Raw genomic sequence first — 22,127 nt, 5'->3', positions numbered from 1 at the left:
CCGGCACCCGGAAAGACCTGCCACCGGTCGAAAGACCCCGAGGGGTGCGGCAGGTCCTTCCGGGCTGCCCCTATCTACCCGGGCGCCCCTTGCTCGTCGGTAGTGCGGGACTCAGCGGCCGTTCCACACCGGGGCGCGCTTCTCGGTGAAGGCGCGCACGCCTTCGGCGGCGTCTTCGGAAAACAATGCGGTGGACGCGATGTCGTACTGCTTGGCGAAGGCGTCGGCCGTGGACCAGTCGGATGTCTCGTCGACGATGCGTTTGCTGCCCTCCAGGCTGAGCGGTGCGTTGGCGGCGATGCGTTCGGCCAATTCCAGAGCCGCTGTGAGTGCTCGGCCCGGTTCGGCGAGAACGTTGATCAGGCCGAGTTCGGCCAGCCGGGTCGCCTGCATAGGGTCGCCGGTGAGCGCCAGCTGCATGGCGATATTGCGAGGCAGGCGCTCCCGTAGACGCATGACGCCGCCGGCGGCGGCGATCAGGCCGCGTTTGGGCTCCGGAATGCCGAATTGCGAGTCACTCGCGGCGACGATCAGATCCGCGGCCAGGGCCAGTTCACAGCCGCCCGCGAGAGCCGGTCCTTCGACGGCGGCGATCAACGGTTTGCGCGGCGGTTTGCCGGCGAGCCCCAGGGCACCCCGCTTCTCGGTCAGCGGGGCTTCTCCCCGGGCCATCGCTTTCAGATCCATGCCGGAACTGAAGTAGCCGCCGGCGCCGGTGAGGACGGCGACACGGGCGTTCGGATCGGCTTCGAAAGAATCACAGGCCTTTTCGAGTCCGAGGGCCATGGCGTGATCGACCGCGTTGCGGACCTCGGGGCGGTTCATCGTGATGATCATGATGGGGCCGCGCCGCTCCACCAGCACGGGCGGCGGCGGGGGCGCGGGCAACTCATGGCGTTGTGTGCCCTCGACTGTGATATCGCCATCACCGACGGTGACGGACAGGCCCAGCGCATCGCCCTCGCGCAGCGCGGCGACGAGGTCGGATCTGTTGCTGCGCACCAACACTCGTGTGCCGTCGGGGGTGATCAGGCTGACGATGGCCGCCTCCGGCTCGCCGTCACGTCCGTAGGGCAGCGTGTAGGCCTCGACCACCGCAGGGCCCTCGTACTCGGTCCGGACCGGACGGGCGGGCGGATTGTCGACGATCGGTCGCAGATGGGCGTAGGGGCGCTGCGGCGGTGTGGCGGAATAGATGCCCAGGGCGTGCTTGGTGACGTACCAGCCGAGTGAGGTGCTCAGCCCGAAGGCATCGGGGTCGGCGCGCAATTGCGCGACCATGGTGGCGATCGCGTGCGTGCCGTAATTGTTGCCCGGTCCGCCGCCGAAGGTCAGTCCGCCGGTCACCGAGAGCGAGCGTTCGGGATCGTCTGTGGCGAGGCCGAGTTCACGCGCCGCGATCTGCACCGCGACCGGGAAGCAGGAATACAGATCCACGGGGCCGATCCGATCGATGGTCAGGTCGGCATGCTCCAGCGCGGCCGCGCCGACGGCCCGGATCGCCGGGGAGGCAGCCAGTTCCGCGCGTTCGGAGACGAACCACTCGTCGTGCGCGCTGGCTCCGGCGTGGACGAAAACCCATTTGTCCTGCGGAATTCCGGCCGCCTCGGCAGCGGCGGCGCTGCACAGCACCAGTCCCGCGGCCATATCCACCTGCAGGTTGGCGCACAGCAGTTTGGTGTACGGAGCCGATACCGTCCGGTTGTCCGCGGTCGGTGTGGTCAACTCCGGCGCGCTGAACCGTTGCGGCAGCCAGGCATTCGGATTGTCCGCGCCGACCGCCGACAACCGCGACCACAGCTCACCGATCGCCTCGAGATGCTGCTTCGGATCGCGGCCGAGCCGGTGCCGGTTGGCCGATTCCATGAGCGCGTACATGTAGATGGGCGCACCCAGCCCGACAGCGATTTCGGCCGCGTTGTTGGCCTCTTTGTCGATCCCGGCGATACGGGTCGGCTCCACGTCGGGTCCCTGTTCCGGCCACGTCACCTCGGTGCCCGCGCGCTGCGCGGCGGCCATGGTGGCGCCCGCTTCCGCGCCGGTCACCAGCACGATCTCGTAGGTGCCGTCGGCGATGGCCTGTGCCGCTTCATTGACCAGCAGCTGGCCACCGTCGCCACCGTAGGTGGAGGACTGCACGGTGTCGGCCCCGGCCGCGCCGACCGAATGCGCCACCAGGGCGCCGAGGTCTCGATACTTCCAGGAGGCGCTGGCGACCGCGAACACCGCGTCGGCGGCCGACAGCAGTGACGGCCCCGCCCCGCTGTCCCGCGCGGCCAGCTGCAGTGCCCGCACCGCCAGCGCCGCCGGGTCCTCGGCGGTGTTCGGCTTATGCTGCACCAGCTGTCCGGCACCGACCAGAACCGGCGTATTCGGCGCGATCGTGCGACCGGATGCCTTGTGCAGCATGGGTTTCCGCACCGATTTCGCTCCGGCGACGGGTCCCGCCGCAGCGATACGGTCCGGCACTCGGTCCAGCGATTCCCGCAGTGCCTCCGACAGACTTCGCACCAGCGACGCACCCAGCGGGCCGTCGACGGGTTGTCCCGACAGTCCGGCGTCGAAGTAGGCGGTCGCCCCGTTCGCCTCGGCACGCACGGTCAGCCAGAAGCCGAGGGTCAACCCCATCGGCCCGGCGCCGCGCAGCACCAGCGCGGTCTCGTCCACCGCGATCACGGTCCAAGCGACCTCGGCGGGGATGCCCATGAACGTCACCTGCTGAGCGAACTCCGATCCGGGGTACACACCGCTGGGTGCGTCGCCGCGGAAGGCCGCGTGCATGGTCAGCCATTCGGCGAAGCGACCCGGATCGGTCAGATAGGCCGCGACCTCGGCCACGGGACGGTCGAGATGCTTGCTCGCGTGGGCTCGTTTGTCGAAATCCGTGAGCCCGTCCGGCGGGGTGTACGCCTCGGAGACGGCCGGGCCGGCGGGAGGCGTGGCGGGCTTGCCCAGCACTCCCTCGACGACGTCGCGCAGAATCGCCGGATCGCTTGTCACGGCGTCGGCGAGTGCTCGCACCGCACGTACTCGAGCGCGCACCTGCCGCATCACCTGGGGAAGTCGACCCACGTCAGCCACTACCTTGCCTTTCCATCGGCGGAACTATTATTTGTGGAATAGTTCCGTGGAACTATTAGACGGATAGTGGTTCCACGTGTCAAGATGGCCGCGTGACCAGACCCGGTGCGCCGCTGTCCAGCCTGCTCAGCCGCGCGATGACCCTGATTCCGCGGTCGGCGCCCAGCGGCGATGCGACGGACGCGCGGGTCCTCGACGCCGCGTTGCGAGTCCTGGCGCGCCGCGGCACCCGCGAGGCCACCATGGACGACATCGCGGCCGAGGCCGGGGTCGGCCGCACGACGCTGTTTCGCCGCTACACCGGCAAGGACCAGCTGTTCGAACGGGCACTGGCGCGCGATATCGGCCGCATCCTGGCCGACCTCGCCGACCGCTTCACCGAAGTCACCGATCCCACCGAACAGGTGGTGCTCGGCTTCCTCACCGGGCTGGGGCTGGGCGACCACATCCTGTTCCGCGATGCCGACCCGCTGCGCCGAGCCGAACTCATCCAGGCTCTCGGACAGGGCGATCCGTCACCGATCACCTTGGCCTTCACTGCCATTCGCGCGAATATCGGCAAAGCCCAGGCGGACGGCAAGATCCCGCTCCGTGACCCCGATGCCCAGGCCGACGCCCTGGTGCACCTGATCATCGGCTACCTGGCCACACCGAGCCACGCCATCGATCTGACCGATCCCGCGGCCGCCGAACGCGTCGCCCGCGCCGCCGTCGCACCCATTCTGACCGGAACCATCGACTGATCCACACCCGTCCGGATCGTCCCGCGACGACATCCGAATAGACCGCCCCACCGCCTATCCCGCGTGGATTCGCGCTGCTCGGTGCGGCTTTCGTCACCGAGCGGGTCGATATCGCGGTGCACGCGTACGCGATCGCGCAGCGCTGCCTGGACCTGACCCTCGACCACGTGCGGCGGCGGGAGACCGGCGCCAGCGCCAGCGAAGTGATGACCGATCCGGCGGCCGAGATCTTCGGCTACGACAACCGCTGAGCCGCGGATTCGACCGATACGACAACGTCGACGGGGCCCGCGAGTCAGTCCATCTCCTGCAACGCCCGGCGCAGCACCTTGCCGGTGGCATTGCGGGGCAGTTCGTCCAGGACGACCACATCGCGGGGAACCTTGTAGCGCGCCACGTTCGCCTTTACGTACGCCTTGATCTCCGCGTCGTCCACGGTGGCGCCGGGCGCCGGAACGATGTAGGCGCGCAAGCGCTTTCCGAACTCCTCGTCGGGCACACCGATGACCGACACGTCGTCGATGTCGGGCCGGGCCGCGAGCAGGTTCTCGATCTCGAGGGGATAGACGTTCTCCCCACCGGAGACGATCATGTCGTCGCCGCGGCCGTCGATGTGCAGCAGCCCGTGGTCGTCGATCCGGCCCATATCACCGGTGGACATGTACCCGTCGATGAACTGCTTGTGGCGGCCGTCGGTATAACCCTCGAACGGCGCACCGCTGCGTACGAACACCCGGCCGGAGACGTTGCGATCGGTGACCCTGCGGCCCTCGTCGTCGAACAACGCGATCTTGCTCGTCACCGGCGGGCGGCCGACGGTGCCCGGGGCGAGGCGCAATTCGTGCGGCTGCGCCACCGTCGCCACCGCGACCTCGGTCGAACCGTAGAGGTTGTAGAGCACGTCGCCGAAGGTGTCCTGCACCCGGGTCGCCAGCTCCGGGGCGAGCGCCGAGCCCGCCACCGCGATGGTTTTCAGCGCCGACAGGTCATAGCGCTCGATGATCTCCGGACTCAGCGACACCAGCCGGTGCAACATGGTCGGTACCGCGACCAGCATCTCGGCGCGGTGCTCGCTCACCGCGCGCAGCGTGGCCTCGGCGTCGAAACGGCGCATCAGCACGGTCTTGTTGCCCAGCGCGGTGGCGACCGTCCACGTCCCGAAGCCGGTCGAATGGAAAATCGGCGACACGATCACCACGCTGCCTTTGCGCGGGAACGGAATTCGGTCCGCGATCATCGCACTCGCCAGCGGTGTCACCTTGGTGCGCGGCGCCCCCTTGGGCAGGCCCGTGGTACCGCTGGTGAGGATGATGAAACCACCCGGCCGCGTCGGCGCCGGCGGCATCCGGTGGTCGCCGGCGTCGATCAGCTCATCCACGGTGCGCGCGCCCGCCGGTACCGCGTGCCCCTGGTCCACCCAGGTGAGAATGCGCGGCAGCGTCGGCGGTAGCGCGTCGAGCAGGTCGCCGAACTCGCTGTCGTGCAACATGGCTCGCACGTTCTCCCGCGCGGCCACCTCGGCGAACTGCGGCTTGGCGAATCCGGTGTTCATCATGGCCAGCCGCAGTCCGGCGCGGCCGGCCGCGCTGATCGCCAGCACCAGGCCACGATGGTCGCGCGCCAGGACCCCTACCACCGAACCGGCTGTAAGTCCTTGCGCCAGAAGGGCATTGGCCAGCGCGTTGGACTGCACGTCGAGTTCACCGTAGGTCAGCACGCCGCGCTCGTCGGCGATGGCGGGCTGGTGCGGATAATAGCGGGCCCCGGCCATGATCAGCGCCGCCGGCGGGCCGTAGATCCGGTTCTCCCGGGCCATGCGCACCACGCGGTCCGGGCGCGTCAGATCGACCACACCACGCTGGTGCAGCCGGACGACGGCGCGCAGCACTTCCGCCGCGTCACCGAGCCCGGTCGTGAGGCTCTCGAGGTTGTGTGCCATATACGAATTCCTCCTTGCGACAGGACTTTTTGCTGGAGAGCGCCTGTTCTCAGCCCCGGCCCGCACGTTCGAGATAGATCGCTCGCTGCGACATATCGGCGCTGGACACGGTGTCGTGGCTGCCCCGTAGGCGGCCGAACCGCTTGCGCAGCCCTTCCGCTATCGCGGTGAGCAGCGCGATGGCGATCACGTCGGCACCCGTCACGGCGGTCAGTTCCGCGGCCGTCGCCGCTAGCGTGTCGGCATCGACGTCGCCGATCGCCACCCGTATGCCTGCCGGACGAATACCCACTCTCCGCTCCTCGCTTGTCTCGCGTATCACGAGGTTAGGGAGCAGACGCTCACCAATCCATGATCTAACCGGCCAAGACTTGTACTTTTCGGCCATTCTGGCCCGAGGATGTGCCCATGGCCGTCCACCCGCCGCTGACAAGCCTGATCGGCCGCGCGGTCGACAAGGCCGTCACAGCCGCACCCGCGGGTCCGGAGGCCTCCGCGGCCGATCCCGTGCCGTGTATGCAGGCCGACCCGTCCCACTCGGGGACGAGCGCCGGCCGCTAGTTCGAATCCGGTTCTCGCGGTGTGGATTTGGCAGGGATCCGGGTCGAGTGCCTGCTCGGCTCGCATCGGCCCCGATCACGGCGCCGGCGGCGCTCACGGCGCGAACCGATCGCGCTAGTCACCGTGGGTGCCGGGCGCATGTTTCATCTCGGTCGCTGCGCCCGGAGCGACCCCGCGTCGCGAGTAGACTGCAGATTGCTCGCAGATGTCCAAAAGGTGAACTCAAGGGAGTGACGATGGACCTTCTCGAGGGTGGGGTAAAAGCAATTTCGTGGACGGCCGATGCGACCACATCCGCGGCCGGGGCGGTGGGCGGCGCCGCCGTGAACGGTGTTCTCGGCGGGATGCAGGGCGTCGTGTCGGGGGTGCGGAGCGGACTGAGCAGCGGTAGTCATTCGACGCCGGCCGCCGCGCTCACGTTGGCGGCGATCGGAGCCACGGGAGTCGTGGACTGGCCAGTGCTCCTGGGCGTCGGCGGCACCGCACTCGTAGTCCGGAGGCTCACCTCGCACCCGGACCAGCAACAGTCATCCGCCACCAGCGCTCACGCCGCGCAGCGCAAGCAGCCGGCACGCGGCGGCCGACCGGCCCGCCGCAGCGACGGGGACACAAAGACGACAGCCCGCAAGACCGCGACCCGATCGCCGCGCGCACCCAGCAAGGCGTAGCCGGCACCGGTGGGCCTCAGCAGCCTCCCGCGACATCCGCGTCACCACGGGCGCACGCTCGTTGCGCGGGCGGTCTACGGCCGTCGTAAACCGTCGTCGTCACCCTCGCCTCGCGGCGTAGCGTGGGAACGGTCAGCGCGATGATCCGCCGACGACGTCGATGACTCCCAGACGCCACAACGCCGCGTACAACTCACGCAGGGGAACGGTCAGCACCTGCGTCAGCGCACCCGTCAACGGATCCGGGCCGCCACCTACATCAGCTGTCCTCACGACGGACACTGTGGCGAACCCAAGCGTCGGGAACCCGAATATCGCATGACCGGGAGGCAACACATGGCCGACAAATCGCACACCAGCCACCGGAACGCGGTCGACAGGGTCATGGCCGCGCACAGTTTCGCGGTGGAACTCCCCCTGCTCGGCCGAGTACCGATCCCTCGTCCCGAACAGTTGGCCTACTACGGCGCACTCGGCGCCCTGGCCGCAGCAGAAATCATCGAATGGCCGGTCGCGCTGGTACTGGCCGGCGGCCATTGGCTCGCGGAAAATCAACACAACCGGGTGGCCCACGAGATCGGCGAGGCCCTCGAAGACGCCTGACCCCCACCTCGAACGCGCCTACCCGTCGTATATTCCGTCGATAAGCACCGGCGCGGCCGTACTGGCGTTCCACTGCGCCGCGAGCCGTACGTCGTGCGCCAGCCCGATCCCGGTCAATTCCCGGCCGGAGACAGCGCCCGCCAGGATCGCGAGCAATTCACCTGCCACGGCGCGAAATCCGAGGGCGGCGACCTGGGCCTCCGGTGAGCCGTCGGCATTGTGTGCGAGGAGCGCGGCGGCGATCGCGCCCGCCCCCACGTAATCCTCGAGACTCGGACGTAGCGGCCCGTCCACGACGCCCCACCGCTCGCCCGCCGCGACGATCCCGACAGGTCGATCATCGGCAGCGGCGATCGCGGCCTTCGCGACCGCATCGGCATTGCGGAGCGAGCCGGCAAAGACGGTGAGATCGAATCCGGCGGCACGCGCCGACAGAGTGGCGCCGTTCGGCGACGGCAGCGCCAGCAACGTGCCCGCCGGAAGTTCGAGCAGGGACGAGGGACTCAGCGACCACCCACGCTCGTGTTTGGCGGCGGCGAGCACGGCGCCGGCCCGCTCGGCTTCGACGGCAGCCCGGGGATCGGCATGCCGCAGCGGTAACGGCAACACCCGCCCGCCCCGCGATACGGCGATATCGACCGATGTCGAGAAGGAGAGGACATCGACGATGATCAACGCCCCGCACTCCGGACCGAGCTGCTCGACTCCCTCGCGGCCCCACTCGAGACGAATGCGATAGCCCTGCTGCCGGTAGACGCCTGCATTCACCCACTGATAGTGCGCTCGACCCGGCGAGTCCGCGAGCCACCCGGGTTGGTGCAGGAGCTCCGGAATCTCCGGCGAATCGACGTTCGGCCAGAAGTGCCAGCATGCCGGTACGCCGTCGAACAGCGCGCGCAACTGCTCGATCTCGTGCGGGATCGCACTGCCTGCCCGGAGGACTCCGTTCAGTTCCTCGCTGGGCGGACCAGTACGGAACCAGCTCGACGGCGCGCCACCGCTCGATCGGTTCGCTCGCACGAGATGCGTTGCGACAGAGGTGGTTACAGCCTCGTGGCACCTGCGGTTGCCGAGATCAGCGGTCATCCGACGAAGCCGGTGGGAGCAGCGATTCGTATTCCGCGCGAAGGGAATCGAACGTCGGCCAGAACAGACCGGGTGCGGACGCCGCGAGCCTGGCGTGCAGGATGTCCAGGTGGGTGTGCCAGCCGGCCGCGATATCGATGATCTCGCCGCGGGTCGGGAGCCGGCGGTGGGTGACTGTCAGACGGACCTTGTCGGCAACCTGCTCGAGGGCGAAGGTCACGTCCGAGTCGGCGAGGCCGCCGCCGCTGCTCCAGGTGTGGCGCAGCAGATGCGGAGGATCCCATTCGAGCACCTCGCCATGCCTGCGGTCGGCCACCGCGGCGGGATCGCCTTCGCCGGTGAGCTCGTGGATCCGGAAGATATGTTCGACCCGGCCACCGGTGACCTGTTCTAGCAGCCCGCCGGCCAGCCAGGTCGCCCGCTTGTCGATATCGGTCAGATACGCCCACACCCGTTCGATCGGCCCGGGCAGTAGCCGTTCGATACGGACCGTGCCCGGTTCGACGACCTCGCCGTAGTCACTCATCGCGCGTTTCCTCCTGTAGCAGTGCGGCTTCCAGGGCGTCGAGGCTCCGGTTCCAGAAACGCTCGTAGAAGTTCACCCATTCGGCGCAGTCTCGCAGCGGGCGCGGATCGAGCCGGCACAGATGTGTGCGCCCGTGCACGCTGCGTCGCACCAGCCCGGCCCGCTCGAGCACCTTGATGTGCTTGGACGCGGCCGCGAGCGAAATGTCGAACGGGGCGGCCAACTCCCCGACGCTGCACTGGCGCCGCGCCAGAGTGCGCAGCATAGAGCGGCGCGTCGAGTCCGACAGCGCGTGGAACACCACGTCGAGCCGTTCCGAAGAATTATCAACCACATGGTTGACTATTCCGTCTTCCCGCACCTACTGTCAACCCATCGGTTGAATGTCGCGGCCGATTCACCCACCTCTTCAGGGAGAAACCCATGACCGAGCAGAACTTCACGACGACCTTCACTGTCGACCGGCCCCCCGAAACCGCCTTCGACGCTGTGCTCGACGTGCACGGATGGTGGTCGAGCTCACTCACCGGACGCAGCGAAAAGCCCGGAGACGTCTTCACGTACGAGGTTCCCGGCGTGCATCGCGCCACCATCGAGGTCACCGAGGTCGTCCCGCACGACCGCGTCGTCTGGCGCGTCCTCGACGCCCGGCTCACCCTCGTCGAGGACCCCACCGAATGGAACGGCACCGAAATCCGTTTCGAGATCACCCGCCGCGCCGGCACCACCGCACTCCGCTTCACCCATGTCGGCCTCACCCCGGCGTTCGAATGCTTCGACGCCTGCCGCAAGGGCTGGTCGTTCTACATCGACCGAAGCCTGCACGACCTGATCACCACCGGCACCGGTCAACCCGACGAGGACCCGCAAGCTCTCGCCCTCGCGGTCGAGAATGCGGCAGCGACGCCACACTGAGGAAACCGCGCTGATATCAGGACGCCCCCGGGAAGGTCGTGGCCAGTCGTCGGCGGCCTCAGGCCTGGTCGAGCACGCTGGCGGGAACGCCGTAGGGCAGGAATCGCACCTTACGGCGTTCGTCGGTGTTGTCGCGATGTGCGCGTAAGGCCTCGAGCTCGGTCGGGAAGACCTGCTCGACCCGGGCCTCACCGGCGTCGTCGACGCTGTAGATGGCCCACACCCCGCTGCCGGTCTCCCCGGTCGTCGCGTCGTCCGGTTCCGGCGACCGCGCGCGTTCCGGCTGAACGAACTGGCCGAACAGCGACGTCAGCGAATTGACGGTGCTGCGGTCGAGGTATCCGGCGGCCTTACCGAGCAGGTCGCGAAACTCGATTTCCGCCTCGCGCAGAGCGCGCTCGAATTCTTCCGGATCGATCCCGAAAGGCCCGTTGTTTGCCATCTCGATCCTCCCGAGAACGAAGTCGGCGCTATGACTCCAGTATGCCGCGCGTGGGCGGCGAGGGGGCGAGGGGGCGACCAGAGTTTGCCCGGCAGATAGCCACGGGAACCTGGCACTGACAGCAGCCGCAGATGCGGCCGCGCGGTTCCTCCGCCGGCGGCGATCGCGATGTCCGCCGGTCTCGTGCGTATTTTCCAGACGAATCCACCACTGCGGCATTACGTTCTTCTGCAATGAAGTTCGCTTGTTGCAGCCGAACGGGGGCACGGGTGGCATCGACTCGAAGATTCGACCGGCGCACGCTCCTGCGGGGTGCGGCGGCAGCCGGGGCGGCGGCGGCCGCGTCCTCGATGACCGGTTGCGGTGACAACGACGACGATGCGCTCACCTTCTTCTTCCAGGCCAAACCCGACGAGGCGAAGGTCCGGCTCGAGATCATCGACGAGTTTCGCAAGCTGCACCCGGACATCAAGGTCCGGACACAGATGTCCGGCCCCGATCCGCAGACTCAGATCCTGACCTACTGTGCGGGCGGCAAATGCCCGGACGTACTGATGTCCTGGGATCTGTCCTACTCCTTCCTCGCCGAACGCGGCATCTTCGAAAACCTCGACACGATTCTGGACAAGGACCCGGCGTACGCGGCCGAGCTGAAGAAGGACAGCTCGATGCCCCTGTACAACACGTTCCGCTACAAGAACGCGCAGCACGCACTGCCCGAGCAGTGGGCCGGAATCTTCCTGTACTACAACCGGAAGCTCTTCGCCGACGCCAAACTCGCATCCCCGCCCGCACGCTGGGAGGATGCCTGGAGCTTCGACGAATTCCTCGGCGCCGCACAGGCGCTGACGAAACGCGACAGCTCCGGCGACGTCATCCAATGGGGGTTCGTGGATCCCTGGACCGTCTACTACTCCGCCAGCTGCTTCGGGATGAACAACGGCGTCGAATGGTTCACCCCGTCCGTCGACCCGACCCGCACCAACATCGACAACGACGCCTTCATCGAGGGTGTCCAGTTCTACACCGACCTATCCACCCGGCACCGGGTGATGCCGAAAATCGAATTCCAGCAATCCCTTTCGTCGTCGGACATGTTCGCCCAGGGCAAAGCCGCGATGGCGTTGTCCGGGCACTGGATGTACAGCACGTACGCCGGCCAGGAGGACCTCGACTTCGACGTCACGGTGCTACCGGTCGGCCCACGCGGTACCGCCGCTCGGTCCGATATCGGCACCACCGGCCTGTCCATCGCCGCCGACAGCCCACGCAAGGAGCAGGCCTGGGAATTCGTCAAATTCGCCACCGGGCCGGTCGGTCAGGCGGTCATCGCGCAATCGGGCCTGTTCGTCCCCGCGCTGAAATCCGCGCTCGCCTCCGAGGGGTTCGCGCAGGCACATACGAAGGTGCACAACCTCGAGGTGTTCCACGGCGGCGACCACGCCAACAACCTGCCGGTCACGCCCGCGTGGCCACGCGTCGACGCGGTCATCGAACAGGGATACGACCATGTGTTCCGCGGGGCCGCCTCCGCGGAGTGGTTCAAGCAGGGCCTCGCCGGACAGATCAACGACCTTTTGGAGGCACAGTGAGCGACAATCGCGCAGCGGCTCGCTGTGCCGACCGGGTGCGGGTGTCCCGCAGGTCACGAGGCACAGTGAGCGACAATCGCGCAGCGGCTCGCCGCGCCGACCCGGCGCGGGGGTCCCGCACATCACAGGGCACAGTGAGCGACAATCGCTCGGCGCTGAGCCGGCGCAAGGCCACCGCGGGCCGAATGTTCATCGCCCCCAACCTGATCGCGGTCGCGGTGTTCATGGCGTTCCCCTTGGGGTTCACGCTGTATCTGAGCCTGCACCGCTGGGATCTGTTCGGTTCGCCCGAGTTCATCGGTATCGGCAACTTCCGCCGGCTTTTCGCACACGACCCGCTGTTCTGGGTGGCCTTGCGCAACACGGTGATCTTCACCGTCGGCACGCTGATCCCGACCATCGTCATCGGTCTCGCCGTCGCGGCGGCACTGAATCGAAAGCTGAAGGGCATCGGCATCTTTCGCAGCATCATGTTCATGCCGCTGGTCGCCTCGACCGTGGCGATGGCCGTGGTCTGGCGGCTCACCTTCAGCACCGACTACGGCGTGCTCAACACCGTCCTGGGCTGGGTCGGCATCGGTCCGGTCCCGTGGCTCACCGACCCCGGGTGGTCGATGGTCTCGCTGTGCCTGGTGAGTGTGTGGAAGAGCGTCCCCTTCGTCACCGTCGTCCTGCTCGCCGCCATGCAGGGCATACCGGCCGACGTCTATGAGGCCGCCCGTATCGACGGCGCCGGAGCGTTGCGCCGGTTCGGCGCGATCACCGTGCCGCTGATCCGGCCCGCGCTGGCCTTCGCGTTCGTCATCACGGTCATCAACTCGTTCCAGGTGTTCGATCAGGCCTACGTCCTCACCGGCGGCAAGGGCGGTCCCGAAACCGGCACGTACGTGCTCGGAATCATGCTGTACCAGAACGCTTTCTCCTTCGACGACATCAGCTACGCCTGTGCCCTCGCCTGGGTGATCTTCGCGATCCTGCTGGCATTGACACTGCTCCAATTGCGATTCACCCGCGGCAATGCCTACGAAAGCGAGGCCTAGGTGGCGACCGCGAATCGTGCCGTTATCCGCCGTACCGGGCGCGGGATATTGCTGTACCTGGTGCTCGTCGCGATGGCATGGTGCGCACTGTTTCCGCTGCTGTGGGCCCTGTCGAGTTCGTTGAAGAAACAGGGCGACATCTCCGACACCAGCCTCCTCCCCGCCCACCCGGCGTGGTCGAACTACCGCGACATCTTCGACCTGATGCCGTTCGGGCGGATCTTCTTCAACACCGTGCTCTACGCCGGCTGCGTCACCGCGGGCCAGGTGTTCTTCTGCTCACTGGCCGGATATGCCTTCGCCCGCTTGCCGTTCAAGGGCCGCGACATCCTGTTCGTCGCCTACCTGGCCACCCTGATGGTCCCGGCGACCGTCACCGTCATCCCCCAGTTCATCCTCATGCGCGCCTTCGGCTGGGTGGACAGCCCCCTGGCCATGATCGTGCCGGGCCTGTTCGGCAGCGCCTTCGGCACCTACCTGATGCGCCAGTTCTTCATCACCCTGCCGGTCGAATTGGAGGAAGCCGCCATCCTCGACGGTTGCTCGGTCTGGCAGACGTACTGGCGCGTGCTGCTCCCGCACGCCCGACCGGCGGTGATGGTGCTCGCGGTACTCACCTGGGTGACGGTGTGGAATGACTTCCTGTGGCCGCTGGTGATGATCCAGCGCGACGAGATCTCCACGCTCACGCTGGGTTTGGTGCGCCTACAGGGCCAGTACGAAACCAACTGGCCGATCCTTATGGCGACCTCCATCCTGATGGTGGCGCCGATGCTGGTGATCTACGCGTTCGCACAGAAGTCGTTCGTGCGAGGGATTGCGATGTCGGGGCTGGGTGGGCGGTGAGGTGTCCGATTTTTCTGGCGACGCCATGGTGCTCCGAAGGCATCGAAGCTGTTGCGGTCGAACGCTTCCCGTCCCGGGTCAGTCCCCACCGCCGATGGCCTCCGCTTGCTCGCCGAGGCGGGCATGCAGCCGCTCCCGGACCTGATCCGGGGTGTAGGCCCGGCGTTTGCGCTCGGAGCGCACGATCACCGCTCCGGTTGCCGCGACACCCGCGGCTCCTGCCAAGCCGAGTACTTTCCACCACCGCATACGGCCTAGGCTAGTCGTTGTGCCACGCGAAGCGCCCTCGAGTATCGGTTTGGATGAAGCGGTGGAACTCACGCGGACGGGCGACTTGTGGCTGTTCCGTGGACATTCCGGCGCCGATCGCGCGATCCGGGGTTTGACCAACAGCCCGGTCAACCACGTCGGCATGGCGGTGGTCGTCGACGATCTGCCGGCTTTGATCTGGCATGCCGAACTCGGCCGGGCGCTACCGGATGTCTGGTCGGGCACCCATCATCGCGGCGCCCAGCTGCACGACCTGCAGGCCGCGGTCCTGCGCTGGACCAACGATTACGGGCAGCAAGCGTGGCTGCGTCAGCTGGATCGGCCGGTGACACGCGAGATGGAGGACGCGGCCCTGCGGACGGTCGCACGGCTGGACGGCATGCCCTTTCCCTCGACAAGCGCACTGGCGGGCCGGTGGTTCCGGGGCCGGATACCGCGACCCAAGCGGTCGAAAACCCGCGCAACCGAGGCAGGTCTGGAGAACGCCTACTGCGCGGAAATCGTCGCCATGACCTACCAGGCGATGGGATTGCTGCCGGAGAAGCATCCGAACTGGTACGACCCGGGCAGATTTTGGAGCGGCGACAATCTGCATCTGTCCGCCGGCTACCACCTCGGCGGGGAGATCGAGGTGAACGTCTTCGGGCGCTGACGCACGGAGATACGGAGTACCGGGCGTCGACAGGCGCAGGCACGTGGTCTCGGCCGCACCGATTAACTTCGCGGGCGGAAACGATCAGTCGCCCTCGACCACCGGGTAGATCCGGTCGGGCACGAGGCCGTGCGCCTCGCGGTGCACGGCGATCGCCGTATCGGCGTCCGGGGCATCGACCAGGCAGAAGGCCGTGTGGCTCGCTTCGTCGACCCAGTAGCGCTGGTACGTCACGCCGTAATCTCCCTGGATCGCCACGTCTGCGGCATGGGCGGCGGCCACGTCCCGCGCCGTCGTGCCTTCGGGCAGATGTTCGTGCACATCGATGAAGAGGACCATCAGGACTCCTTGTTCGAGTGGGCGAGGCCGAGTGGCGATGTGACGTAGATTACGCCGCACGTGACCCCTTCGACAGCCCGCAGACCACGGTTGGAGGCATCAGCCGGAGACCTGGAAATTTGATCATGTAATTATCGGAAAGAATGCAAGATCAATTCTGATACTTACACGAAATACGCAGTTCGCCAGCTGTTAACCGTGACCATTCACACAGTAACGAAATTGGATTTACACATTTCACGTTCGTATATTTGGGTTACGCGCCGTGATGGCGTCGTTATCCATCTGTGGAAGGAAATCCCGTACATGGTCTCTCGCAAGATCTTCGCTGCCGCCACCATCTCCACCGCCGCGCTGTTCTTCGGCCCGGTCGCCATGGCCTCCGCGGCCGCCCCCTCCGCCGACTCGGGCACCACCGCCCCCGCACAGCTGAGCTCGGGCTCGGCCGACACCGGTTCATCGTCCGGTTCCGCAGGATCGTCGTCGGGCTCGGCCATGCTCGACTCCGGCAGCTCGGCCCTCGAGGGCGGCACCTCCACTATCGACAACATCATCACGGCCATCACCGGTATCAAGGATCTATCCCAGCCCAAGCCGGCCCCCTGATCACCCGTCGGCAGAACCTCTTTCGCTCCAGCCGACCAGCGGACCTACCGCGTCGTACGCCGCCGTCGATCCTGAACGAAGGTCCATAGCCGCAGATTTGCTCTCGCGGCCGTGCCGACCGCGTTCTTCTCCTATTTCGGCACCGAACTGGTCACCATCGCCGCCAGCGAGGATCATCGACCGGATGGAGCACGGCGACATCGACTGGAACTGTCACAGCGTCGGCGAAATCGTCGCTGCCAGTGGCGATCCGACCGGTCCGCTCATCGCGATGGTCGAGGAACGCGCACGCGACTCGGCTGGCCGCCGGAGCAGTTCATGCCCGAGATCTACGCGATCGTCGATCGCGTGCTGGGCAGTCGGCTCACCTTCGGCCCGGACGACAACCCGACCTACTACATCGGGACGATGCTCGACGGGTATATCGCGACGACGAACACGATCACGCTGTCATGGTCGACAGCGACGCCTCGTCGCTGGGAGCCCGGACACCTGGGAACACGACTTCGCCCAGCCCCGTGATACTGGACATCACGCCGTCGATCGACGAGGAGGATGTCTGTGCCCGCACTGTTCTTACACGAACCAGGCCAGGGCCCCGAGGTTGCACTGCAAGGTTTCGTGCGCCGAAACCCGTGGGTCCGGATAAGTACCGACCCGCTGTTCGTGCACCACGATCGCGGTGCGCCGACGCGGCGGGTCGCCCTCGTCTCCGGCGGCGGTTCCGGCCACGAGCCGATGCACGTCGGATTCGTGGGCATGGGAATGCTCGACGCGGCGGTACCCGGGAAGATCTTCGCCTCGCCGCACAATCGCCAGGTCTACGAGGCGAGCAAAGCCGTCGCTCGTGACGGTGGGGTGCTGCACATCGTCAAGAACTACACCGGAGACAAGATCAATTTCGGGATCGCCGCAGAACGGCTCGCCGCCGACGGGATCGAGGTCGACCGGGTACTCGTCGACGACGACGTCGCCACCGAATCGGACGAGACGGCGACCGGACGCCGCGGGACCGCCGCGACGATCGTTGTCGAAAAGATCCTCGGCGCCGCCGCGGACCGCGGTGACGCGCTCACCTCGCTGGCCGCGCTCGGCCGCGAGGTGGCCGAGCGCAGCCGCAGTATCGCGGTGGCCACCGAGGCGCTCACGTCACCGAATACCGGAGCGCGGGCCTTCGAACTCGAACCGGATCAGCTCGAATACGGGGTGGGAATACACGGCGAACGCGCCTCGACCTCGATTACCAGGCCACCACTCGCCGAACTTGTCGACCGGATGCTCACCGATATCCTCACCTCACTTCCCGGTGATCATCGAAAGCCGTTGTTACTGTTGATCAATGGGCTCGGTGCGACGACGGAGCTCGAACTCTGCACGGTTCTCGAGCTCGCGGCGCGCACCCTCACCGCCCGAGGCCGCGAAATCTCGGCGGTCCAGGTCGGCACTTTTGTTGCAGCACTGGACATGAGCGGCTTTTCGATCACTCTCACCCAACTCGCCGACGGCTGGCTCGATCTCTGGCATGCCCCGACCGGCGCGCCCGCCTGGAAGGACGCCGCACGATGACCCGCGAGGCAATGACGACGCTCGACAGCACCGTCGCCCGGCTGCAGGAAGTGTTCATCGCCGCCGAGCCCGCACTGACAACGCTGGACGAGATCACCGGCGACGGAGATTTCGGCGTCAATCTGCGCGAGGGTCTCTCCGAGGTCGCCGACCGCCTTGCCACACCGGACTCCCCCGCACCGTGGGATACGTTGCGAGCAGTCTTTCTCGACGAGGTCGGAGGCACGAGCGGCCCTCTGTTCGGACTCCTGTTCCAATCACTCGGCACCCGGGCGACACGATCGGATTCCTATATCGACGCCCTCAGAACCGGTCTCAGCGATGGTCTCGCCGCCATCCAGCGCGTCGGCGAGGCGGAAGTCGGCGACCGCACCATGGTCGACGCGCTCGCTCCCGCCGCCGCGGCGCTGAATGGTGATGTCGATATCGCCGCGATGGTGAGCGTCGCAGTGGACGGAGCCCTGTCCACTGCGCCCCTGCGGGCGCGTCGCGGTCGCGCGAGTTACCTCGGCGAGCGCGCCGTCGGCCACCCCGACCCGGGGGCGGTAGGCGTGGCGCTGCTGCTGTGTGTGCTCGCGGAGCCGGTATCCGGAACAGAGATATCGAACGGGGAGCGTGTGCGTCTGCTCGAGGCGGTATCCGTGCCGACACCGGGGGATAGCAGCACATAGCGGCTGATGCTACGTGGGCACCGACACCTCGTACATCTGGCTCTGCGTGGCCCTGTTCGTGCGCGGTATGGGCCTCGGTTCGGTGATGATGCCGACTATCGCGGCTGCTTACACGGAACTGGGCAAGGACGCCCTGACACACGCGGCGCCCACGCTCTCGGCCATTCAGCAGGTCGGCGCGTCGCTCGGCAGCGCCTTACTGGTGACCGCGCTGACACAGCACCTTTTCGGGAAGCTGGTCGAGCGCGGAATGCCTTCCGGCAGCGGCGGTTCCGGGCAGATCAGCTCCGTTCCGCCCCCACTGATGCCGGTGGTCGGACCATTGTTCGGGCTCACGGCGGTGATCATCGTGCCGGCTATGTTCCTGCCCCGCCACGCCGCGCGTGATCGCGAGGAGACACCGGTAGCGCCGGGCATCTGACCGAATCCGATCGCGGAACTCGCACCACCACAAGCCTTCCGGTCACCCGGCAGTCATCGAGCGATATAGCTTCCCCCGCCCTCGACGAAGGTGGCCAGGGTCTTCTTGACGGCGTCAGTGACCGGCAGTTCCTCGCTGAGAGCAGCCCAGGTGTATGCATCGTGTTCTGTGAGCCGAACGGGGTCCGGCGCGACGCAGTCGACCGCGAAATTGAACTGGCGGCTATGTTTTCCGCTTCCCGAGGTGTAGTCGAACGAATCGAGGTAGCGGCCTATCGCTGTCATGGTCAGGCCGGTCTCTTCGGAGACCTCCCGGGTAAGAGCGTCACCGAGATTTTCGCCGGGTTCGACTTTCCCGCTGGGCAGTTCCCAAACACCGCCCATGAAGTCATTGCCGGGTCGGCGGAGTAGCAGGACGCGGCCCTCATGTTGGATGACGGCGCCGACGACCAGCTGCACGACGCCGTCGCGTTCGGCTGTAGCTACGAGGCCCTCGATGAGGTCGGTCACGGGTGTCATCCTCTCAGGTAGTGGGGGTGCTGGGCCACCTCGATGATCCTTGATCACCGCCCACGTTCACGTCCCTCGTCGATCATTTCTGTTCAGAGTCGTTCCGGCGCAGCGATTCCCAGCAGCCCGAGCCCCTGGGCAAGGGTTCGCGCCGCCAGCTGTGACAGGGCGATCCGGTTGCCGCGGACGGGCTCAGCGGCGGTCAGGACGGGGCAGGTGTCGTAGAACCGGGTGAAGGTGCGGGCGAGTTCGTAGAGGTAGCGGGCCAGGCGGTGGGGTTCGAGCGTTGCGGCGACCTCCGCGATGGCATCCGCGAATCCGTCCAGGGTGAGTGCGAGTTCTCGTTCGGCGGGCTCGAGGGAGATATTCGGCTCCACCGAAACACCCGTGAGGGCTTCGGCTTTACCCAGAATCGAGCAGATTCGGGCGTGGGCGTATTGCAGGTAGACGCCGGTGCTGCCGTTGAATGCGGTCATGCGCTCTGGGTCGAAGGTGTAGTCCTTGATCCGGCTGGTGGACAGGTCGGCGTATTTCACCGCGCCGATTCCGGCTTGTTCGGCGATGGCATCGAGTTCTGCGGCGGGCAGGTCGGGGTTCTTCTCGGCAACAACGGTGCGAGCGGCGGTAACGGCGTCGTCGAGCAGATCCATCAGGCGGACGGTGCCACCGGCGCGGGTTTTGAAGGGGCGGCCGTCGGGGCCGAGGACGGTGCCGTAAGGAACATGGTCGACGGTGACGGTGTCGGTGATCCAACCGACCCGACGGGCTGCTTCGAAGACCAACTGGAAGTGCAGGGCTTGGCGGGAATCGGTGACATACAGCAACCGGTCGGCCTGCAGGGTGGTGATGCGGTAACGGATTGTGGCCAGGTCGGTGCTGTCGTAGCCGTATCCACCGTCACTCTTGCGAACCATCAGCACGGCGGGCGTGTCGTCTGGGCCGGTGACCTCTTCCGAGGCCACGACGATCGCACCGTCGCTGGCGACAGCGACGGCCTTGTCGAGGAGTTCGATGACGGTGTCGGCCAGCATCGGGTTGTAGAAGGACTCCCCGGCATAGTCGTCGGAGGTGAGCAGAACGCCCAGACGGTCATAGATCGCGCCGAATGCCTTCTCCGATTCGGCGACGATCTCCTTCCACCGGGCTACCGTCTGCTCGTCACCGGTTTGCAGGGCGACCACACGCCGTCGCGCACGATCGGCGAAGTCAGGGTCGGCGTCGAACTGGGACCGTGCAGCTTTGTAGAGCGCGTCCAATGCCGAGACCGCACTGACCTGGTTATCGGTGAGATCGTCCTGATGCCAAGGGTTTTCGGGGTGCTCATCGATGTATTGGATGAGCATTCCGAACTGGGTTCCCCAGTCGCCGAGATGGTTAGCGCGGATCACCTCGGCGCCGAGAAAACCGAGAACACGGGCGAGGCTGTCACCGATGATGGTGGTGCGCAGATGCCCGACGTGCATTTCTTTGGCTACGTTCGGTCCCGAATAGTCGATCACCACCCGGTGCCCGGTTTCGTCGGCGGGAACGCCGAGCCGGTCGTCGGCCAGCCTGGCGGAGACCTGTGACCAGATCGAAGCATCGGAGACGGTGATGTTCAGGAAGCCTGGTCCCGACACCGTCACGGACTCGACGGCCCTGGGGCCAGTGCCTTCGAGATGCTGTACCAGCGAGTGGGCCAGTTCGATGGGTTTCGTCCCGGTCTTCTTCGCCAGCGGCAGCGCAGCGTTCGATTGGAAGTCGGCGCGATCGGATCGTCGCACCACCGGGTCGGCTCCGGCCAGATCGGGTCGGACTCGGGCAATCGCCTCCGACACAGCGGCAGCGACAGATCCGAGCAGCGGCACAACACCGGCAGAGCTCACCTGGGATTCCTTTCCTGAACGACAGTGGGCACCGATTGTCTCAGCGACCTCTGTTTGCATGACTTTCAAGGGGTTCGGGCCCTTGGTCGAACCCGCACACCGGCTACCTCGGCGATCCTTTATCACCGCCCGCGTTCCCGTCCCTCCCGTTCTCTTTCCTCGCGCTCGTTCCCGCCTCTCACCGCCGACGCGGGTGAAACCGTTGTGCGGTGGGACGCCGGTAGAGCTTCTCGATTGCCGAACGAACGCCTCCCTCTGCATTACCCAGCTGCCGACACCGCGTGGGTATAGTCGAGGACGTGGAGAATGAGCGAGAGGTACAGCGCGCCAAGGGGAAAGTCTGGCGTTGGAACGAGAAACGCGCCACCGGAATAATCGAGACCGAAGGCGGTTCGCATGTCTGGTTCGGTCTCGACTCGCTAGGTGAGCACAAGAATTTCGGTGACGTTGCCATCGACGACTCAGTCGAGGTGGAATACGAAGAAGCTCAACAGGATTCACATGATCTCCGGGCCATCAAAGTCACTTGGCCCTGACCGTGCCGGTATCGGTAGAGGCTCTGCTCGAACGATAATGCGAGCAGAGCCTCTACCTTCTTACCCGCCCAGCAATCAAGCGTTGAAATCGATCGCCGTCACAACATTCGAGGGCGTCGGACCAGTATCGGTCATGACCTTGAAATCACACCGACTCCGAAGACTGCAATTCACTCCTCGCTGAATCTTCACACTCGAATGCAGGAGGTAATCCGCTGGGATATCCGCATGATTGTCGGAGTAGCCCGAAACTCCGCTGATCGTGGTCCAACAGGTCATCGGCCCCAAGACTATCGCCTGAACTGAAGGACTCAACCGAAGCGACCAGGCAAATGTCATGCTCGCATAGGCCACCTGACCGGTGAACCGCGCGACATTATTCTCCCTGACCCAAGACGGGTCATTGGGCGTGAACTGATGCGATGCGGGAATCGGCTGCGCCGATGCCGGCACCGCCCCGCCCAGGCCCAAACCCATAAGCACGAGGACTACAGCCGCGACAGCTCTTCTGATGAACATGTTGCCTCCCCCGCAACACAGGCGCGTGAAACCGATTGCTCCACAAGGTATCCCCCAAGTTTCTGTGTTGCTCACTAGTTATGACGCGGCGACAGCCGCGACGGTTCCCACACATGCAGCGTGACCCATGA

The 22,127-nt window shown here is 66.3% G+C and carries 28 protein-coding genes and 1 pseudogene; 16 read left to right on the top strand and 13 right to left on the bottom strand.

Annotated features, from left to right (window positions below; genetic code table 11):
- Positions 1-111: 111 nt before the first annotated feature.
- On the bottom strand, positions 112-3,072 hold the full coding sequence (locus C5E41_RS19920; RefSeq protein WP_104377306.1) for a crotonase/enoyl-CoA hydratase family protein: 2,961 nt from the start codon (positions 3,070-3,072) through the stop codon (positions 112-114).
- A 101-nt stretch (positions 3,073-3,173) separates the two neighbouring features.
- On the opposite strand from C5E41_RS19920, the gene C5E41_RS19915 reads away from it, so the two are divergent.
- The gene (locus tag C5E41_RS19915; protein ID WP_104377305.1) at positions 3,174-3,824 is read left to right on the top strand and encodes a TetR/AcrR family transcriptional regulator; all 651 of its coding nucleotides are present in this window, start codon (positions 3,174-3,176) and stop codon (positions 3,822-3,824) included.
- A 65-nt stretch (positions 3,825-3,889) separates the two neighbouring features.
- Positions 3,890-4,009 (top strand): annotated as a pseudogene (locus C5E41_RS35230) (acyl-CoA dehydrogenase family protein); the annotation flags it as partial.
- A gap of 110 nt (positions 4,010-4,119) precedes the next feature.
- On the opposite strand, the gene C5E41_RS19905 reads toward C5E41_RS35230, so the two are convergent.
- Positions 4,120-5,763 (bottom strand): acyl-CoA synthetase, encoded by a 1,644-nt coding sequence (locus C5E41_RS19905; protein ID WP_104377304.1) that lies wholly within the window; start codon positions 5,761-5,763, stop codon positions 4,120-4,122.
- A gap of 49 nt (positions 5,764-5,812) precedes the next feature.
- On the bottom strand, positions 5,813-6,055 hold the full coding sequence (locus C5E41_RS19900; protein ID WP_146097615.1) for a hypothetical protein: 243 nt from the start codon (positions 6,053-6,055) through the stop codon (positions 5,813-5,815).
- A gap of 116 nt (positions 6,056-6,171) precedes the next feature.
- On the opposite strand from C5E41_RS19900, the gene C5E41_RS33980 reads away from it, so the two are divergent.
- Both C5E41_RS33980 and C5E41_RS19895 read left to right on the top strand, forming a co-directional pair.
- Positions 6,172-6,324: a hypothetical protein gene (locus tag C5E41_RS33980; protein ID WP_181063325.1), complete on the top strand. Its 153-nt coding sequence runs from the start codon at positions 6,172-6,174 to the stop codon at positions 6,322-6,324.
- 236 nt (positions 6,325-6,560) lie between these two features.
- Complete coding sequence (locus tag C5E41_RS19895) at positions 6,561-6,992, top strand: hypothetical protein (RefSeq protein WP_104377302.1); 432 nt, start codon at positions 6,561-6,563, stop codon at positions 6,990-6,992.
- Between the two features lie 132 nt (positions 6,993-7,124).
- Here C5E41_RS19895 and C5E41_RS33975 read toward each other — a convergent pair whose 3' ends face one another.
- Entirely contained in the window at positions 7,125-7,265 is a 141-nt protein-coding gene (locus tag C5E41_RS33975; protein ID WP_181063324.1) for an Rv1535 domain-containing protein, read from the bottom strand.
- A 63-nt stretch (positions 7,266-7,328) separates the two neighbouring features.
- Between C5E41_RS33975 and C5E41_RS19890 the strand changes: the two genes are divergently transcribed.
- Positions 7,329-7,595, top strand: coding sequence for a hypothetical protein (locus C5E41_RS19890; protein WP_104377301.1), 267 nt, complete (start codon positions 7,329-7,331; stop codon positions 7,593-7,595).
- An 18-nt stretch (positions 7,596-7,613) separates the two neighbouring features.
- Here the strand turns inward: C5E41_RS19890 and C5E41_RS19885 are convergent, their stop codons facing one another.
- Genes C5E41_RS19885 through C5E41_RS19875 form a run of 3 tightly spaced genes read right to left on the bottom strand, consistent with a single transcriptional unit; the run spans position 7,614 to position 9,541 of the window.
- Positions 7,614-8,615 carry a 2-phosphosulfolactate phosphatase gene (locus tag C5E41_RS19885; RefSeq protein ID WP_219823205.1) on the bottom strand — a complete coding sequence of 334 codons (1,002 nt, stop codon included), beginning with the start codon at positions 8,613-8,615 and terminating at the stop codon, positions 7,614-7,616.
- 55 nt (positions 8,616-8,670) lie between these two features.
- A complete protein-coding gene (locus C5E41_RS19880) occupies positions 8,671-9,207 on the bottom strand; it encodes an SRPBCC family protein (RefSeq protein WP_104377299.1) in 537 nt (178 codons plus the stop codon).
- Positions 9,200-9,541, bottom strand: coding sequence for an ArsR/SmtB family transcription factor (locus tag C5E41_RS19875; RefSeq protein ID WP_104377337.1), 342 nt, complete (start codon positions 9,539-9,541; stop codon positions 9,200-9,202). The genes C5E41_RS19880 and C5E41_RS19875 overlap by 8 nt, the downstream gene beginning before the upstream one ends.
- Before the next feature lie 89 nt (positions 9,542-9,630).
- On the opposite strand from C5E41_RS19875, the gene C5E41_RS19870 reads away from it, so the two are divergent.
- The gene (locus C5E41_RS19870) at positions 9,631-10,122 is read left to right on the top strand and encodes an SRPBCC family protein (RefSeq protein ID WP_104377298.1); all 492 of its coding nucleotides are present in this window, start codon (positions 9,631-9,633) and stop codon (positions 10,120-10,122) included.
- Positions 10,123-10,180: 58 nt separating this feature from the next.
- Here C5E41_RS19870 and C5E41_RS19865 read toward each other — a convergent pair whose 3' ends face one another.
- Complete coding sequence (locus C5E41_RS19865) at positions 10,181-10,564, bottom strand: hypothetical protein (protein WP_104377297.1); 384 nt, start codon at positions 10,562-10,564, stop codon at positions 10,181-10,183.
- A gap of 233 nt (positions 10,565-10,797) precedes the next feature.
- On the opposite strand from C5E41_RS19865, the gene C5E41_RS19860 reads away from it, so the two are divergent.
- The 3 genes from C5E41_RS19860 (at position 10,798) to C5E41_RS19850 (ending at position 14,042) form a co-directional block, all read left to right on the top strand.
- The gene (locus C5E41_RS19860) at positions 10,798-12,156 is read left to right on the top strand and encodes an ABC transporter substrate-binding protein (protein ID WP_104377296.1); all 1,359 of its coding nucleotides are present in this window, start codon (positions 10,798-10,800) and stop codon (positions 12,154-12,156) included.
- A gap of 185 nt (positions 12,157-12,341) precedes the next feature.
- The gene (locus tag C5E41_RS19855; RefSeq protein WP_104377336.1) at positions 12,342-13,196 is read left to right on the top strand and encodes a carbohydrate ABC transporter permease; all 855 of its coding nucleotides are present in this window, start codon (positions 12,342-12,344) and stop codon (positions 13,194-13,196) included.
- On the top strand, positions 13,197-14,042 hold the full coding sequence (locus tag C5E41_RS19850; RefSeq protein WP_258081093.1) for a carbohydrate ABC transporter permease: 846 nt from the start codon (positions 13,197-13,199) through the stop codon (positions 14,040-14,042).
- A gap of 78 nt (positions 14,043-14,120) precedes the next feature.
- On the opposite strand, the gene C5E41_RS33970 is transcribed toward C5E41_RS19850, so the two are convergent.
- Positions 14,121-14,291 carry a hypothetical protein gene (locus C5E41_RS33970; protein ID WP_181063323.1) on the bottom strand — a complete coding sequence of 57 codons (171 nt, stop codon included), beginning with the start codon at positions 14,289-14,291 and terminating at the stop codon, positions 14,121-14,123.
- 19 nt (positions 14,292-14,310) lie between these two features.
- Between C5E41_RS33970 and C5E41_RS19845 the strand changes: the two genes are divergently transcribed.
- The gene (locus tag C5E41_RS19845) at positions 14,311-14,964 is read left to right on the top strand and encodes a hypothetical protein (protein ID WP_181063322.1); all 654 of its coding nucleotides are present in this window, start codon (positions 14,311-14,313) and stop codon (positions 14,962-14,964) included.
- A gap of 84 nt (positions 14,965-15,048) precedes the next feature.
- Here C5E41_RS19845 and C5E41_RS19840 read toward each other — a convergent pair whose 3' ends face one another.
- On the bottom strand, positions 15,049-15,303 hold the full coding sequence (locus C5E41_RS19840) for a nickel-binding protein (protein WP_104377295.1): 255 nt from the start codon (positions 15,301-15,303) through the stop codon (positions 15,049-15,051).
- Positions 15,304-15,609: 306 nt separating this feature from the next.
- Here C5E41_RS19840 and C5E41_RS19835 point away from each other — a divergent pair, with 306 nt between their 5' ends.
- The 5 genes from C5E41_RS19835 (at position 15,610) to C5E41_RS19815 (ending at position 18,567) form a co-directional block, all read left to right on the top strand.
- Positions 15,610-15,909 (top strand): hypothetical protein, encoded by a 300-nt coding sequence (locus tag C5E41_RS19835; RefSeq protein ID WP_104377294.1) that lies wholly within the window; start codon positions 15,610-15,612, stop codon positions 15,907-15,909.
- 318 nt (positions 15,910-16,227) lie between these two features.
- Positions 16,228-16,431, top strand: a complete 204-nt coding sequence (locus tag C5E41_RS33380; RefSeq protein WP_146097614.1) for a hypothetical protein — start codon at positions 16,228-16,230, stop codon at positions 16,429-16,431.
- Between the two features lie 39 nt (positions 16,432-16,470).
- Complete coding sequence (locus C5E41_RS19825) at positions 16,471-17,475, top strand: dihydroxyacetone kinase subunit DhaK (RefSeq protein WP_219823204.1); 1,005 nt, start codon at positions 16,471-16,473, stop codon at positions 17,473-17,475.
- The gene (gene dhaL, locus C5E41_RS19820; RefSeq protein WP_219823203.1) at positions 17,472-18,146 is read left to right on the top strand and encodes a dihydroxyacetone kinase subunit DhaL; all 675 of its coding nucleotides are present in this window, start codon (positions 17,472-17,474) and stop codon (positions 18,144-18,146) included. Before C5E41_RS19825 ends, dhaL begins: the two co-directional genes overlap by 4 nt.
- Before the next feature lie 13 nt (positions 18,147-18,159).
- Positions 18,160-18,567 (top strand): hypothetical protein, encoded by a 408-nt coding sequence (locus C5E41_RS19815; RefSeq protein ID WP_258081092.1) that lies wholly within the window; start codon positions 18,160-18,162, stop codon positions 18,565-18,567.
- A 53-nt stretch (positions 18,568-18,620) separates the two neighbouring features.
- On the opposite strand, the gene C5E41_RS19810 is transcribed toward C5E41_RS19815, so the two are convergent.
- Positions 18,621-19,076: an NUDIX domain-containing protein gene (locus tag C5E41_RS19810; protein ID WP_439956460.1), complete on the bottom strand. Its 456-nt coding sequence runs from the start codon at positions 19,074-19,076 to the stop codon at positions 18,621-18,623.
- 92 nt (positions 19,077-19,168) lie between these two features.
- Positions 19,169-20,941 carry an arginine--tRNA ligase gene (gene argS, locus C5E41_RS19805; RefSeq protein WP_258081091.1) on the bottom strand — a complete coding sequence of 591 codons (1,773 nt, stop codon included), beginning with the start codon at positions 20,939-20,941 and terminating at the stop codon, positions 19,169-19,171.
- Between the two features lie 299 nt (positions 20,942-21,240).
- Here argS and C5E41_RS19800 point away from each other — a divergent pair, with 299 nt between their 5' ends.
- Positions 21,241-21,477, top strand: a complete 237-nt coding sequence (locus C5E41_RS19800) for a hypothetical protein (RefSeq protein WP_104377289.1) — start codon at positions 21,241-21,243, stop codon at positions 21,475-21,477.
- Positions 21,478-21,552: 75 nt separating this feature from the next.
- Here the strand turns inward: C5E41_RS19800 and C5E41_RS33375 are convergent, their stop codons facing one another.
- On the bottom strand, positions 21,553-21,996 hold the full coding sequence (locus C5E41_RS33375; protein WP_146097613.1) for a hypothetical protein: 444 nt from the start codon (positions 21,994-21,996) through the stop codon (positions 21,553-21,555).
- Positions 21,997-22,127: the final 131 nt, after the last annotated feature.

This window comes from Nocardia nova (genome assembly GCF_002933465.1).
In the GTDB taxonomy this organism is placed as follows: domain Bacteria; phylum Actinomycetota; class Actinomycetes; order Mycobacteriales; family Mycobacteriaceae; genus Nocardia; species Nocardia nova_B.
The sequence above is the reverse complement of the archived record's forward strand: the minus strand, read 5'-3'. Positions and strand labels throughout refer to the sequence as shown.

Excerpts from the sequence above, each read along its gene's own strand:
- C5E41_RS19905 (WP_104377304.1), bottom strand. The coding sequence starts at position 5,763 with ATGGCACACAACCTCGAGAGCCTCACGACCGGGCTCGGTGACGCGGCG.
- C5E41_RS33980 (WP_181063325.1), top strand. The coding sequence starts at position 6,172 with ATGGCCGTCCACCCGCCGCTGACAAGCCTGATCGGCCGCGCGGTCGAC.
- C5E41_RS19895 (WP_104377302.1), top strand. The coding sequence starts at position 6,561 with ATGGACCTTCTCGAGGGTGGGGTAAAAGCAATTTCGTGGACGGCCGAT.
- C5E41_RS19890 (WP_104377301.1), top strand. The coding sequence starts at position 7,329 with ATGGCCGACAAATCGCACACCAGCCACCGGAACGCGGTCGACAGGGTC.
- C5E41_RS19880 (WP_104377299.1), bottom strand. The coding sequence starts at position 9,207 with ATGAGTGACTACGGCGAGGTCGTCGAACCGGGCACGGTCCGTATCGAA.
- C5E41_RS19870 (WP_104377298.1), top strand. The coding sequence starts at position 9,631 with ATGACCGAGCAGAACTTCACGACGACCTTCACTGTCGACCGGCCCCCC.
- C5E41_RS19865 (WP_104377297.1), bottom strand. The coding sequence starts at position 10,564 with ATGGCAAACAACGGGCCTTTCGGGATCGATCCGGAAGAATTCGAGCGC.
- C5E41_RS19860 (WP_104377296.1), top strand. The coding sequence starts at position 10,798 with ATGAAGTTCGCTTGTTGCAGCCGAACGGGGGCACGGGTGGCATCGACT.
- C5E41_RS19855 (WP_104377336.1), top strand. The coding sequence starts at position 12,342 with ATGTTCATCGCCCCCAACCTGATCGCGGTCGCGGTGTTCATGGCGTTC.
- C5E41_RS33970 (WP_181063323.1), bottom strand. The coding sequence starts at position 14,291 with ATGCGGTGGTGGAAAGTACTCGGCTTGGCAGGAGCCGCGGGTGTCGCG.
- C5E41_RS19840 (WP_104377295.1), bottom strand. The coding sequence starts at position 15,303 with ATGGTCCTCTTCATCGATGTGCACGAACATCTGCCCGAAGGCACGACG.
- C5E41_RS19835 (WP_104377294.1), top strand. The coding sequence starts at position 15,610 with ATGGTCTCTCGCAAGATCTTCGCTGCCGCCACCATCTCCACCGCCGCG.
- C5E41_RS33380 (WP_146097614.1), top strand. The coding sequence starts at position 16,228 with ATGCCCGAGATCTACGCGATCGTCGATCGCGTGCTGGGCAGTCGGCTC.
- dhaL (WP_219823203.1), top strand. The coding sequence starts at position 17,472 with ATGACCCGCGAGGCAATGACGACGCTCGACAGCACCGTCGCCCGGCTG.
- C5E41_RS33375 (WP_146097613.1), bottom strand. The coding sequence starts at position 21,996 with ATGTTCATCAGAAGAGCTGTCGCGGCTGTAGTCCTCGTGCTTATGGGT.